The organism is Flavobacterium cyclinae (genome assembly GCF_021172145.1).
In the GTDB taxonomy this organism is placed as follows: Bacteria; Bacteroidota; Bacteroidia; order Flavobacteriales; family Flavobacteriaceae; genus Flavobacterium; species Flavobacterium cyclinae.
In genome coordinates this window covers 2,597,329-2,611,462 of record NZ_CP089095.1, presented here as the reverse complement: position 1 = coordinate 2,611,462, position 14,134 = coordinate 2,597,329, and the positions used below count along the sequence as shown (strand labels likewise).

The 14,134-nt window shown below is 38.7% G+C and carries 8 protein-coding genes, 2 tRNA genes and 3 rRNA genes; 12 read left to right on the top strand and 1 reads right to left on the bottom strand.

All coding sequences use genetic code 11. The features are described 5' to 3' along the window. From LOS86_RS11980 to rrf, 7 genes are all read left to right on the top strand, one after another. Positions 1-1,233 carry an ABC transporter permease gene (locus tag LOS86_RS11980; protein WP_231842312.1) on the top strand — a complete coding sequence of 411 codons (1,233 nt, stop codon included), beginning with the start codon at positions 1-3 and terminating at the stop codon, positions 1,231-1,233. 478 nt (positions 1,234-1,711) lie between these two features. After that, positions 1,712-1,978, top strand: coding sequence for a hypothetical protein (locus LOS86_RS11975; RefSeq protein WP_231842311.1), 267 nt, complete (start codon positions 1,712-1,714; stop codon positions 1,976-1,978). Between the two features lie 339 nt (positions 1,979-2,317). After that, a 16S ribosomal RNA gene (locus tag LOS86_RS11970) occupies positions 2,318-3,833 on the top strand. A 91-nt stretch (positions 3,834-3,924) separates the two neighbouring features. Further along, positions 3,925-3,998, top strand: a tRNA-Ile gene (locus tag LOS86_RS11965). Positions 3,999-4,090: 92 nt separating this feature from the next. Continuing rightward, positions 4,091-4,164, top strand: a tRNA-Ala gene (locus LOS86_RS11960). 134 nt (positions 4,165-4,298) lie between these two features. After that, positions 4,299-7,179 (top strand): 23S ribosomal RNA (locus tag LOS86_RS11955). 159 nt (positions 7,180-7,338) lie between these two features. Beyond that, positions 7,339-7,448 (top strand): 5S ribosomal RNA (rrf, locus tag LOS86_RS11950). Together the 16S, 23S and 5S rRNA genes with 2 tRNA genes alongside form the textbook arrangement of a ribosomal RNA operon. A gap of 540 nt (positions 7,449-7,988) precedes the next feature. Here the strand turns inward: rrf and LOS86_RS11945 are convergent. After that, positions 7,989-9,128, bottom strand: a complete 1,140-nt coding sequence (locus LOS86_RS11945) for an acyl-CoA dehydrogenase (RefSeq protein WP_231842310.1) — start codon at positions 9,126-9,128, stop codon at positions 7,989-7,991. Positions 9,129-9,224: 96 nt separating this feature from the next. Between LOS86_RS11945 and LOS86_RS11940 the strand changes: the two genes are divergently transcribed. The 5 genes from LOS86_RS11940 to LOS86_RS11920 all read left to right on the top strand — a co-directional run bounded on the left by LOS86_RS11940 (position 9,225) and on the right by LOS86_RS11920 (position 14,130). Continuing rightward, on the top strand, positions 9,225-10,295 hold the full coding sequence (locus tag LOS86_RS11940) for an anhydro-N-acetylmuramic acid kinase (RefSeq protein ID WP_231842309.1): 1,071 nt from the start codon (positions 9,225-9,227) through the stop codon (positions 10,293-10,295). Between the two features lie 81 nt (positions 10,296-10,376). Further along, positions 10,377-11,603, top strand: a complete 1,227-nt coding sequence (locus tag LOS86_RS11935) for a Glu/Leu/Phe/Val dehydrogenase dimerization domain-containing protein (RefSeq protein WP_231842308.1) — start codon at positions 10,377-10,379, stop codon at positions 11,601-11,603. A gap of 18 nt (positions 11,604-11,621) precedes the next feature. After that, a complete protein-coding gene (nhaD, locus tag LOS86_RS11930) occupies positions 11,622-12,980 on the top strand; it encodes a sodium:proton antiporter NhaD (protein WP_231842307.1) in 1,359 nt (452 codons plus the stop codon). A 50-nt stretch (positions 12,981-13,030) separates the two neighbouring features. Beyond that, positions 13,031-13,735, top strand: coding sequence for a MotA/TolQ/ExbB proton channel family protein (locus tag LOS86_RS11925; protein ID WP_231842306.1), 705 nt, complete (start codon positions 13,031-13,033; stop codon positions 13,733-13,735). Next, positions 13,735-14,130, top strand: coding sequence for an ExbD/TolR family protein (locus tag LOS86_RS11920; RefSeq protein ID WP_231842305.1), 396 nt, complete (start codon positions 13,735-13,737; stop codon positions 14,128-14,130). The genes LOS86_RS11925 and LOS86_RS11920 overlap by 1 nt, the downstream gene beginning before the upstream one ends. The last annotated feature ends 4 nt before the right edge of the window (positions 14,131-14,134 follow it).

Here is a 14,134-nt window from a genome sequence, read left to right as displayed (position 1 = left end):
TTGAATTTAGAATATTTCATAGCCAAAAGACTAATTGCTGCTAAAAGTTATAAAAGTAGTATTTCTTCGCCAATTATAAAAATTGCGATTACGGCAATTGCCATCGGAATTATTATGATGATTATGGCAGTGGCTACGGGTGTAGGACTTCAAGATAAAATTCGCGAGAAAGTTTCTGCTTTCAACGGACATATTATTATTTCTAATTTCGACGATAATCAATCGCAAGTCACTACCGAACCTATTTCTATCAATCAGAGTTTTTATCCTAAGTTCAAAAATGTTGATGGGATCAGTCATGTACAAGCCGTGGCAAGCAAAGCCGGAATTATACGTACAGAAAAAGCTTTCGAAGGCATCATATATAAAGGTGTTGGAAAAGATTATAATTTCACCAATCTGGAAGAATATTTAGTCAATGGTAAAATCCCAAATCTAAAGTCCGAATTAAATACCGAAGTTTTGATTTCGGAATACTTAGCAAAGCGTCTACAATTAAAGGTAGGCGATAAGTTTCTGACTTTTTTTATGAAAGACAACGGAAAACTTCCAAATAAAAGAAACTTCTTAATTACCGGTATTTTCAACTCAGGTTTTCAAGAATTCGATGCTACTTATATAATAGGTGATATTCGCCACGTGCAACTCATCAATAAATGGCAACCAACAGAAGTCGGAGCATTCGAAGTTTTCGTAGACGATTTTTCAAAAATCAAAGAAAAAGGAGAGGAAGTTTACAAAGAAATTCCGCCTACATATAATAGTATCACCATCGAAGAAAAGTATTACAGTATTTTCGAATGGCTAAAATTGTTCGATTTTAATATCTTGGTCATTCTAATTGTAATGATTGTAGTAGCTACTATCAACATGGTAGTCGCACTATTAGTTCTAATTTTAGAACGCACCCAAATGATCGGAATTCTAAAAGCCATGGGCGCTAACAATTGGAATGTCCGAAAAATATTCCTGTACAACGCTTTTTATTTAATCGCCCGAGGACTATTTTGGGGGAATCTAATTGCTATTTCTTTATTAGTAATTCAAAAATTCTTCGGCGTAATCCAACTCAATCCCGAAAATTACTACGTAAACGAAGCGCCAGTAAGTATCAATTTACTCCACATCGCATTATTAAATATCGGAACCGTAATCGTTTGTTTGTTGGTGTTATTAATTCCGTCTTACATTATCACAAAGATATCTCCAGTAAAAGCAATTCGTTTCGATTAATTTCTAGAAGCAGTCATTTAGCATTTCATAAAACTATTTGTCCCGCTGTCCGCTATATCTTTTACAAACCTGTCAGGTTTGTAAAAGGATGCCACTCCCATCGGGGCTAGAGAAGACGTATTGTATTCCAGAAGACTATTTCATTTTTAAAACCATTATGTCATTTCGAGTTCACGAGAAATCTCCTACTCAAGTAGGCTAACATTTGAGCGAAGTGAAAATAATTGTCCTTGCCATTGAACTTGTTCTTGTTCTTGCCCTTGTTCTGTCATTCTGTCGAAGTAGGAATCTCCTACGAAGTAAGCTATTGCTTAACGCAGTTAAGCTATCACAACAGAATAATTACACTATATATGTATAAGAATTCCCCCTTCGAAGGGGGTTAGGGGGATGTTGCATCTAATTTATCTACCCGCCAACCCACTTTTATGAACTTTTCCTATACTATATATAAGTAAATAAAACTTATCTGACTTATATGTTTAACAAACAAATACCCCATAGAAAGCATTCCCCCTTTGAAGGGGGCAAGGGGGATGTAAAAAAAATTCCTATATTAAATCCTTATTATCAGAACGTTAAGAAAAACATGAAAAAAAAGAACAAAAAAAGAATAAAAAAGCCTTGTGGGAACAAAAAAGATTTCTACTTTTGCACCCGCATTAGAGCAGAAGTTCACACACAAACTGGGGTATTAAACAAATCAAAAAAACTTTTAAAAAAAGTTAAAAAAAGATTTGGATAATAAAAAGTAAAGGTAGTATCTTTGCCGACCCGAAACGAAAGAATCGGGATGTACAAGTTCTTAAAAATAATGAGTGAGTGGTCAGGAAAAAATAATCAAAAAATTTTTTCAAAAAAGCTTGCCAGATTAAAAAAGAGTTGTACTTTTGCACCCGCTAACTGAAACAGTGGCGAGATTAAAAAAAGAATGACACGTTCATAGACATATTGAATTGACAGCACAAAATTACAGTGATGTAATTTTGAAAATAAGAGAGAGTAAGATTTTTCGAGTAAATTGAAAACAACCTAGCGACTTGAATCGAATAAAACAAGATAGTTAATACTATCAAAACAATATACGATGAAGAGTTTGATCCTGGCTCAGGATGAACGCTAGCGGCAGGCCTAACACATGCAAGTCGAGGGGTAGAAGGAGCTTGCTCCTTTGAGACCGGCGCACGGGTGCGTAACGCGTATGCAATCTACCTTGTACAGGGGAATAGCCCAGAGAAATTTGGATTAATGCCCCATAGTATATAACCTTCGCATGTTGGTTATATTAAAGTTCCAACGGTACAAGATGAGCATGCGTCCCATTAGTTAGTTGGTAAGGTAACGGCTTACCAAGACGATGATGGGTAGGGGTCCTGAGAGGGAGATCCCCCACACTGGTACTGAGACACGGACCAGACTCCTACGGGAGGCAGCAGTGAGGAATATTGGTCAATGGTCGCAAGACTGAACCAGCCATGCCGCGTGCAGGAAGACGGTCCTATGGATTGTAAACTGCTTTTATACAGGAAGAAACCCTCCCACGTGTGGGAGCTTGACGGTACTGTAGGAATAAGGATCGGCTAACTCCGTGCCAGCAGCCGCGGTAATACGGAGGATCCAAGCGTTATCCGGAATCATTGGGTTTAAAGGGTCCGTAGGCGGCCTTATAAGTCAGTGGTGAAAGCCCATCGCTCAACGATGGAACTGCCATTGATACTGTAAGGCTTGAATTATTGTGAAGTAACTAGAATATGTAGTGTAGCGGTGAAATGCTTAGATATTACATGGAATACCAATTGCGAAGGCAGGTTACTAACAATGGATTGACGCTGATGGACGAAAGCGTGGGGAGCGAACAGGATTAGATACCCTGGTAGTCCACGCCGTAAACGATGGATACTAGCTGTTCGGCGCAAGTTGAGTGGCTAAGCGAAAGTGATAAGTATCCCACCTGGGGAGTACGCACGCAAGTGTGAAACTCAAAGGAATTGACGGGGGCCCGCACAAGCGGTGGAGCATGTGGTTTAATTCGATGATACGCGAGGAACCTTACCAGGGCTTAAATGTAGATTGACAGGACTGGAAACAGTTTTTTCTTCGGACAATTTACAAGGTGCTGCATGGTTGTCGTCAGCTCGTGCCGTGAGGTGTCAGGTTAAGTCCTATAACGAGCGCAACCCCTGTCGTTAGTTGCCAGCGAGTCATGTCGGGAACTCTAACGAGACTGCCAGTGTAAACTGTGAGGAAGGTGGGGATGACGTCAAATCATCACGGCCCTTACGTCCTGGGCCACACACGTGCTACAATGGTAGGTACAGAGAGCAGCCACTGCGCGAGCAGGAGCGAATCTACAAAACCTATCTCAGTTCGGATCGGAGTCTGCAACTCGACTCCGTGAAGCTGGAATCGCTAGTAATCGGATATCAGCCATGATCCGGTGAATACGTTCCCGGGCCTTGTACACACCGCCCGTCAAGCCATGGAAGCTGGGGGTGCCTGAAGTCGGTGACCGCAAGGAGCTGCCTAGGGTAAAACTAGTAACTAGGGCTAAGTCGTAACAAGGTAGCCGTACCGGAAGGTGCGGCTGGAACACCTCCTTTCTAGAGAAGATTTGAGCCGCAAGGTTTTGGTTGAAAGGGAAATATTACTCTCGCTGTTAATTTAAAAAATAAGAATAAGCAAAGAAAACAGAGTCTCGTAGCTCAGCTGGTTAGAGTACTACACTGATAATGTAGGGGTCGGCAGTTCGAGTCTGCCCGGGACTACTTTTTTAAGTTTGTTTAAAGGAAATTTTAGAGGTTGAGTAGCCGTTTGAAGTACTGTTAACTGATAACTGTTAACTGAACACTAAAAAAACGGGGGATTAGCTCAGCTGGCTAGAGCGCCTGCCTTGCACGCAGGAGGTCATCGGTTCGACTCCGATATTCTCCACGATTCCGAAAGGAAAAAAGTTCATTGACATATTGAGATACAATACATTTAAAAAGTAGAAAGTACAGTAGATGCGTGATTTATCACGTATTTATAAAGAAAGTCCTATTTTTATGCAAATAGAAATAGGCGGCACATAAGCAAAATAAGGGCGTATGGGGGATGCCTAGGCTCTCAGAGGCGAAGAAGGACGTGATAAGCTGCGAAAAGCTACGGGGATTGGCACACACGAATTGATCCGTAGATATCCGAATGGGGCAACCCACTATGTTGAAGACATAGTACACCGATAGGTGAGCAAACCCGCTGAACTGAAACATCTAAGTAGGCGGAGGAGAAGAAAACAAAAGTGATTCCGTAAGTAGTGGCGAGCGAACGCGGATTAGCCCAAACCAGTGTTGTTATGGCAATGCTGGGGTTGTAGGACCACGAGATTTCTTGCGGATTGAATCGGAATAACCTGGAAAGGTTAACCAGAGAGGGTGATAGTCCCGTATGAGTAAGAGAAGATAAGAATAGTGGTATCCTGAGTAGCGCGGGGCACGTGAAACCCTGTGTGAATTTGGCGGGACCATCCGCTAAGGCTAAATACTCCTGAGAGACCGATAGTGAACCAGTACCGTGAGGGAAAGGTGAAAAGAACCGTGAATAACGGAGTGAAATAGATCCTGAAACCATACGCTTACAAGCGGTCGGAGCCCTTTCGTGGGGTGACGGCGTGCCTTTTGCATAATGAGCCTACGAGTTACCGTTGCTGGCAAGGATAAGTACTTCAGGTATGGATCCGTAGCGAAAGCGAGTCTGAATAGGGCGCTTTAGTCAGTAATGGTAGACGCGAAACCGTGTGATCTACCCATGGGCAGGATGAAGCTGTGGTAACACATAGTGGAGGTCCGAACCGGTTGACGTTGAAAAGTCTTCGGATGACCTGTGGGTAGGGGTGAAAGGCCAATCAAACTCGGAAATAGCTCGTACTCCCCGAAATGCATTTAGGTGCAGCGCTGGGTATAAGTTATATAGAGGTAGAGCTACTGATTGGATGCGGGGGCTTCACCGCCTACCAATTCCTGACAAACTCCGAATGCTATATAATGTTTACCAGCAGTGAGGGCATGGGTGCTAAGGTCCATGTCCGAGAGGGAAAGAACCCAGACCATCAGCTAAGGTCCCCAAATGTATGCTAAGTTGAAAAAACGAGGTTTGTCTGCCCAGACAGCTAGGATGTTGGCTTGGAAGCAGCCATTCATTTAAAGAGTGCGTAACAGCTCACTAGTCGAGCGGACGAGCATGGATAATAATCGGGCATAAGCATACTACCGAAGCTATGGATTTGTAGTAATACAAGTGGTAGGGGAGCATTCTAAACTGGGTCGAAGGTGTGATGTGAGTCATGCTGGACTGTTTAGAAAAGAAAATGTAGGCATAAGTAACGATAATGCGGGCGAGAAACCCGCACACCGAAAAACTAAGGTTTCCGCAGCTATGCTAATCAGCTGCGGGTTAGTCGGGTCCTAAGGCGCACCCGAAAGGGGAAGTCGATGGCCAACGGGTTAATATTCCCGTACTACTTATAATTGTGATGGAGAGACGCAGTGGTGAAAGTACCGCGAACTGACGGAATAGTTCGTTAAAGCACTTAGCTATAGGCCCGGTAGGCAAATCCGCTGGGACTGGTGAAATGCGATAGTACTCAGAGTCTTCGGACAACGAGATAGTGTACCTAAAGGCTGCCAAGAAAATCTTCTAAACTTCAGATTATAAGTACCCGTACCGTAAACCGACACAGGTAGTTGAGGAGAGAATCCTAAGGTGCTCGAGAGATTCATGGCTAAGGAATTAGGCAAAATAGACCTGTAACTTCGGGAGAAAGGTCGCCAGCAGCAATGCTGGCCGCAGTGAAGAGGTCCAGGCGACTGTTTATCAAAAACACAGGGCTCTGCAAAATCGTAAGATGAAGTATAGGGCCTGACACCTGCCCGGTGCTTGAAGGTTAAGTGGAGATGTTATCTTCGGAGAAGCATTGAAATGAAGCCCAAGTAAACGGCGGCCGTAACTATAACGGTCCTAAGGTAGCGAAATTCCTTGTCGGGTAAGTTCCGACCTGCACGAATGGTGTAACGATCTGGACACTGTCTCAGCCATGAGCTCGGTGAAATTGTAGTAGCGGTGAAGATGCCGCTTACCCGCAGTGGGACGAAAAGACCCTGTGCACCTTTACTATAGCTTAGTATTGACCTTGGACACGTGATGTGTAGGATAGGTGGGAGACTGTGAAGTGGCGTCGCTAGGCGTTGTGGAGTCATTGTTGAAATACCACCCTTTGCTTGTCTGAGGCCTAACCCCGAAACCGGGGGACATTGCTTGGTGGGTAGTTTGACTGGGGTGGTCGCCTCCAAAAGAGTAACGGAGGCTTCTAAAGGTTCCCTCAGCACGCTTGGTAACCGTGCGTAGAGTGCAATGGCATAAGGGAGCTTGACTGAGAGACATACAGGTCGATCAGGTACGAAAGTAGAGCATAGTGATCCGGTGGTTCCGCATGGAAGGGCCATCGCTCAAAGGATAAAAGGTACGCCGGGGATAACAGGCTGATCTCCCCCAAGAGCTCATATCGACGGGGGGGTTTGGCACCTCGATGTCGGCTCGTCACATCCTGGGGCTGGAGAAGGTCCCAAGGGTTGGGCTGTTCGCCCATTAAAGTGGCACGCGAGCTGGGTTCAGAACGTCGTGAGACAGTTCGGTCTCTATCTACTGTGGGCGTTAGAAATTTGAGTGGATCTGATTCTAGTACGAGAGGACCGAATTGGACTGACCGCTGGTGTATCTGTTGTTCCGCCAGGAGCACTGCAGAGTAGCTACGTCGGGAAGGGATAAGCGCTGAAAGCATATAAGCGCGAAACCCACCACAAGATGAGATTTCTTTTAAGGGTCGTGGAAGATGACCACGTTGATAGGCTATAGATGTAAAGGCAGTAATGTCATAGTCGAGTAGTACTAATAACCCGTAAGCTTATGTACAAGCCTCCCCGCTAAGGCGGGGAGCGAAACTTTCTTTAAATTATTTTTATCTCAGTATGTTAAGATATTTGCCCGCCTATGGCGTGGCAGTTAGGAGTTAAAAGTTATGAGTTTGGAGTTTTCTCCCTACTGTAAACTAGAAACTACTAACTAAAAACTTAAGGTGGTTATTGCGTCGGGGCTCACCTCTTCCCATTCCGAACAGAGAAGTTAAGCCCGACAGCGCAGATGGTACTGCAGTTATGTGGGAGAGTATGTCGCCGCCTTTCTTTTGAAAAGCCTGTCTAGATAGACAGGCTTTTTTGTTGTATGTAATTTAAAAAAAATAATTAAAGATATCGAACAGAGAAGTTAATCCCGAAACTTCGGGACGACAGCGCAGATGGTACTGTCCGCCTAGGCGTGATGGGAGAGTATGTCGCCGCCTTTAGCTTCGCTCAGTCGGACATAGTCCTCGAGTCTTTTGAAAAGCCTTCATCGAATGATGAAGGGTTTTTTGTTACCAATAGATCGTCCCGATGGGACTCTAAATATATAAAACCACCTAATTAAGGTGGTTTTTGTTGTTTATATACTTAATGAGAAGCTAGCGTTAGCAGCAGACTTGGAAAAGTATAATTTTTAAATATAAACAAGTTATGCGTTAGGAATTACTTCGTCAGTTCGCAAGCTCGGGTGGAGTAATTGTTTGTGCTCTTATTTAAAATTCTTCTAAAGTGAGGCGGATAGCTCGACTCGCTAAAGCGGAGGAATACCAATAAAAAAATCCGACTCTTTCGATGTCGGATTTCTATTTATTTATGGTTTAACTATTTTACTAAACCTCTTGAAATAACAATTCTTTGAATTTCTGAAGTTCCTTCATAAATCTGAGTGATTTTAGCATCACGCATCATTCTTTCTACGTGGTATTCGCTTACGTAACCATTTCCTCCGTGAATTTGAACAGCATCGTTTGCTACTTCTAAAGCAATTTCAGAAGCATATAATTTAGCCATAGCACCAGAATGTGCAATATCTTCACCATTGTCTTTTTCTGTAGCTGCTTTGTGAATTAACAATCTAGCACATGTAATTTTTACATGCATATCCGCTAATTTGAAAGCGATTGCTTGGTGATTGAAAATTGGTTTTCCGAAAGCCACACGCTCTTGAGAATATTTCAATGCTAATTCATAAGCTCCTTGTGCAATTCCTAATGCTTGAGATGCAATTCCAATACGTCCTCCGTTTAAAGTTGACATAGCAAAAGCAAAACCAAATCCGTCTTCACCAATTCTGTTTTCTTTTGGAACTTTTACATCATTAAATAATAAAGTATGAGTATCAGAACCACGGATTCCCATTTTTTTCTCTTTTGGACCTACTTCAAATCCAGGCATTCCTTTTTCCACGATAAGAACGTTGATTCCTTTGTGTCCTTTTGAAGCATCCGTTTGAGCAATTACCAAATATGTTGATGCAGTTCCACCGTTTGTAATCCAGTTCTTTGTACCGTTTACTAAATAATGGTCGCCCATATCAATAGCTGTCGTTCTTTGTGATGTAGCATCTGAACCTGCTTCTGGTTCTGATAAACAGAAAGCTCCGATTTTTTCTCCTTTAGCAAGAGGGGTTAAGTATTTTATTTTTTGTTCTTCAGAACCATATTTTTCTAAACCAGCACAAACTAATGAGTTGTTTACCGACATGATAACTGCTGCAGAAGCATCCACTTTTGCAATTTCTTCCATTGCTAAAACGTATGATAAACTATCTAAACCAGCTCCACCATATTTTGGATCAACCATCATTCCTAAGAACCCAAGTTCTCCCATCATTTTTACTTGTTCTGTAGGGAATTTTGAATGCTCATCTCTTTCAATAACTCCAGGTAATAATTCTGTTTGAGCAAAATCTCTAGCAGCTTGCTGAATCATTAAATGCTCTTCGGTTAATTTAAAATCCATATTATTTAGATGTAATGTTTGATTATTTTGTAATTTCAGGAACCAAATGTAAAGATTAATTACCAAATTTTCAATAACAATTTGTAATTTTAACCCATGTTTAAAGAAAACTACAACGTTATCGGAGTTATGTCGGGCACATCATTAGATGGAGTCGATTTAGCTTACATAAAATTCAATTATACAGACCATTGGTCGTTTGAAATATTTCAATCTGAGACTGTTTCTTATTCTGAAGAATGGCTTAATAAATTGAAAAATGCTATTCATTTTACCACATCAGAATTAGAGGAACTGAATTTCGGTTATACAAAACTTTTAGCTTCTATAATTTCAGATTTTATTACAAAACATAATCTAATTGAAATCGATGCCGTTTGTAGTCATGGCCATACTATTTTACATCAACCTCAAAATGGATTTACCCTTCAAATTGGTAATCTGCCATTGATTCGTGATTTAGTAAATCAAACAATTGTTTGTGATTTTAGAGTGCAAGATGTTAAATTAGGCGGTCAGGGAGCGCCGTTAGTTCCTGTAGGAGACGAATTACTTTTTTCGGAATATGATTACTGTCTGAATTTAGGCGGATTTTCTAATGTGTCATTTAATGAAAATGGAATACGAATTGCATTTGATATCTCACCAGTAAATACCGTTTTAAATTTTTATGCGAATGAATTGGGTTTTCTTTATGATGATGCTGGAAATCTTGCAAAATCTGGAAATTTAAATCAAGATTTATTGCGAAAATTAAATGATTTGGATTTTTACAAAGCACCTTATCCAAAATCACTTGGAATTGAATTCGTAAATGCGGAAATTTTCCCAATTATGCATTCCTTTTCAATCGACGTAAAAGATAAACTTTGCACTTTTGTCGAACATATTGCTCTTCAAATTGCAAACATTTGTTCTAAACAAAATTCGAATTTATTAGTAACAGGAGGTGGTGCATATAATAGATTTTTGATTGATAGGCTCTGTAATTATTTACCTACAACAAAAATTGTAATTCCAGATGATAAAACTATACAATTTAAAGAAGCATTAATTTTTGGTTTTTTAGGAGTTCTTAAACTAAGAAATGAAATTAATGTATTGTCTTCAGTAACAGGGGCTTGTAAAAATCATTCATCTGGAGTAGTGTACAATAAAATGTTATAAAAAACTAAAAAAAATACTTTTAGCTTCTATGCTTAAACAGAATATGTATATTTGTAAAACCAAAAAAATTTAACCAACACAATGAAAGATTTATTAAAAAAATTTGAGAACAAAGAACCGGAAATAGTTTTTAATTGGAAAGATCCTGAAACAGATGCAGAAGGATGGACAGTAATCAATTCGTTAAGAGGAGGTGCTGCTGGAGGTGGAACTCGTATGCGTAAAGGATTAGATATGAATGAAGTACTTTCATTAGCTAAAACTATGGAAGTTAAGTTCTCAGTTTCGGGACCAGCAATTGGTGGAGCAAAATCGGGAATTAATTTTGATCCAAATGATCCTAGAAAAAAAGGCGTTTTAGAAAGATGGTATAAAGCGGTTTCTCCATTATTAAAAAATTATTACGGAACTGGTGGTGATTTAAATGTAGATGAAATACATGAAGTTATTCCAATGACTGAAGATTGTGGTGTTTGGCATCCACAGGAAGGTGTTTTCAATGGACATTTCAAACCTACTGAAGCTGATAAAATTAATAGAATTGGACAGTTACGTCAAGGTGTTATTAAAGTAATTGAAAATCCAAATTTTTCTCCAGATGTAAATAGAAAATATACAGTAGCCGATATGATTACTGGTTATGGAGTAGCAGAAGCAGTTCGTCATTATTATGCTATTTATGGAGGTGATGTTAAAGGTAAAAAAGCCATTGTTCAAGGTTTTGGAAATGTAGGTTCAGCAGCAGCTTTTTATTTATCTCAAATGGGAGCTAAAGTTGTTGGAATCATCGATAGAGATGGTGGTGTTATAAATGAAAACGGATTTTCTTTTGAAGAAATCACTACATTATTTTTAAATAAAGACGGTAATAAATTAGTTGCTGATAATATGATTCCATTTGCTGAAATTAATGAAAAGATTTGGTCAATGGGAGCTCAAGTATTTGCCCCATGTGCTGCTTCTAGATTAGTTACAAAAGAGCAAGTAGATAATATGGTGGCTTCAGGTTTAGAAGTTATTTCTAGTGGAGCTAATGTTCCTTTTGCGGATAAAGAAATTTTCTTTGGTCCTATTATGGAAGAAACAGATAAAAAAGTAAGCTTAATCCCTGATTTTATTGCTAATTGTGGAATGGCAAGAGTTTTTGCTTATTTCATGGAGAAAAAAGTTCAAATGACAGACGAAGCTATTTTCTCGGATACTTCAAATACGATTAAAAATGCAATTCAAAAAGCACATGATTTAAATGCTGATAAAAAGAATATTAGTGCTACAGCTTTTGAAATTGCTTTAAAACAACTTGTATAATTAAATAATTTTTTTTCGATGGAAATCCTATTGGTTACAATATTTGTTCTAGGATACTTAGGTATTGCAATGGAGCATACTTTCAAAATAGATAAATTAATTCCTGCCTTAGGAATGATGGCTGTATTATGGGCTATTATTGCAGTTAATCATTTACCGGTTTATGAAATTATACCAGGTATAGGTAAAGAAGCTCATCATGTAGAAGGAGTTTTATTACATCATTTAGGTAAGACGGCAGAAATATTGTTCTTCTTGATGGGAGCTATGACTATTGTTGAAATTATTGACTATTTTGATGGATTTTCAACGATAAAATCATTTATTAAAACAAAGAGTAAAATAAAATTGTTATGGTTGTTTTCAACTTTAGCTTTTGTTTTATCAGCTATTATTGACAATTTAACAGCAACAATTGTATTGATTACAATTTTACAAAAAATTGTAAGTGATAAAGAAACTCGTCTTTGGTTTGCGGGATTAATTGTAATTGCTGCTAATGCTGGAGGGGCTTGGTCTCCAATAGGAGATGTAACTACTACGATGTTATGGATTGCAAATAAAGTTTCAGCTTCTCAATTGATTATCCATGTTTTATTGCCATCAATTGTATGTTATGCTTTGCCTACATTAATAGCTTCTAGAATGGCTATTTTTAAAGGAAACATTGATGAAATTATAACTGAAGACAATGCAAATTCTACTAATAGTGCTTTGATGTTTTATCTTGGTTTAGGTGGAATTTTGTTTGTTCCAATTTTCAAGACTTTAACGCATTTGCCTCCTTATGTTGGAATGATGCTTTCTTTAGCGGTAGTTTCAGCTGTTGCTGAATATTTAAGTAATAGGAGATTTAAAGTTGGAAAGGCTATGGGAGACCATGATATAAGTCACAATAGTCCGCTACATAAATCTTTATCTAAAATTGAAATGCCGAGTTTGTTATTCTTTTTAGGAATTTTAATGGCAGTTGCTGCATTAGAATCTCTAGGAATGTTGTTTGATTTTGCTGGTGCATTAGAAGCAAATGTTCCTTATTTAGGAACAGAACACGCTTCAACTAAAATATCAGATTTAGTAGTGCTTTTATTAGGTGCGGGTTCTGCAATTATTGATAACGTTCCATTAGTTGCGGCAAGTATTGGTATGTTCCAAATCGGAATGGATGAACCTGCGTGGCATTTTATTGCTTATGCAGCGGGTACAGGAGGAAGTATATTGATTATTGGTTCAGCAGCTGGTGTTGTGGCTATGGGAATGGAAAAAATCGATTTCTTTTGGTATTTGAAAAAAATAGGTGGATTAGCATTATTAGGATTTTTAGCAGGAAGTGGCGTGTTTGTTATTTTAAGAGATTTTTTATTGAATTCTCATTAAGACAATATTTAAAATTTTTCTGCGTTTTTTAATACAAATCAATTATTATTATGAGTTTATTTCTTCAAGCTGATAGTTTAGCTGTAGCAAGTCAAGTTGCTGCTGATGCACAACCAACAGAAAAAACACTTTCTGTTTGGAGTTTGCTTACAAGTGGAGGTATAGGAGGACAGGTTATTATGTTAGTTCTTTTTCTACTTATGTTTGCAGCGCTATTTTTGTATTTTGAAAGGTTAATGGCAATTAATAAAGCTTCTAAAATTGATGCTAATTTTATGAACAATATTAAAATGAACATCATGTCCGGTAAAATAGATGCGGCTAAGATGTTATGTGCTCAAACTAATTCTCCAGTAGCTAGATTAATTGAAAAAGGGATATCTCGTATAGGGAAGCCTTTAGAAGATATAAATACAGCAATTGAAAATGCAGGAAATTTAGAGTTGTACAAGTTAGAGAAAAATACAAGTATGTTAGCTACAATTTCTGGTGCTGGTCCTATGATTGGTTTTCTTGGGACAGTTCTTGGTATGATTCTTGCTTTTCATGAAATGGCCAGTGGTGGTGGTCAAATTGAAGTTGGAGCACTAGCAGAAGGTATATATACAGCAATGACGACTACAGTTGTTGGTTTAGTTGTGGGAATTATTGCTTATGTTGGATACAATCATTTAGTTGTTAGAACCAATAAAGTTGTAAATCAAATGGAAGCTAACGCTGTTGACTTCTTGGACTTATTAAATGAACCTGTATAATGAAATTAGGTAAAACAAGAAATAAAGTTTCTACAGAATTTAATATGTCGTCAATGACCGACATTGTTTTCTTGTTGTTAATCTTTTTTATGTTAACATCTACAATGGTAACAACTAATGCATTAGATTTAGTGTTGCCAAAAGCTAAAGGAAAAACCGATAGTAATAAAAGTACCTCTGTTAGTATAGATAAAGATTTGAATTTTTTTATTGATAAAGATAAAGTGAACGAAGCTGATTTGGAAAGTCAATTATTAGCATTGTTTGCTAATGTTGAAAATAAATCCATTGTTTTACGTGCTGAAAAATCAGTACCTCACGAAAAAGTAGTTAAAGTAATGGATATAGCTTATCGAAATCAAATTAAAATGGTAGTAGCTGTTAATCCAAAATAAACAG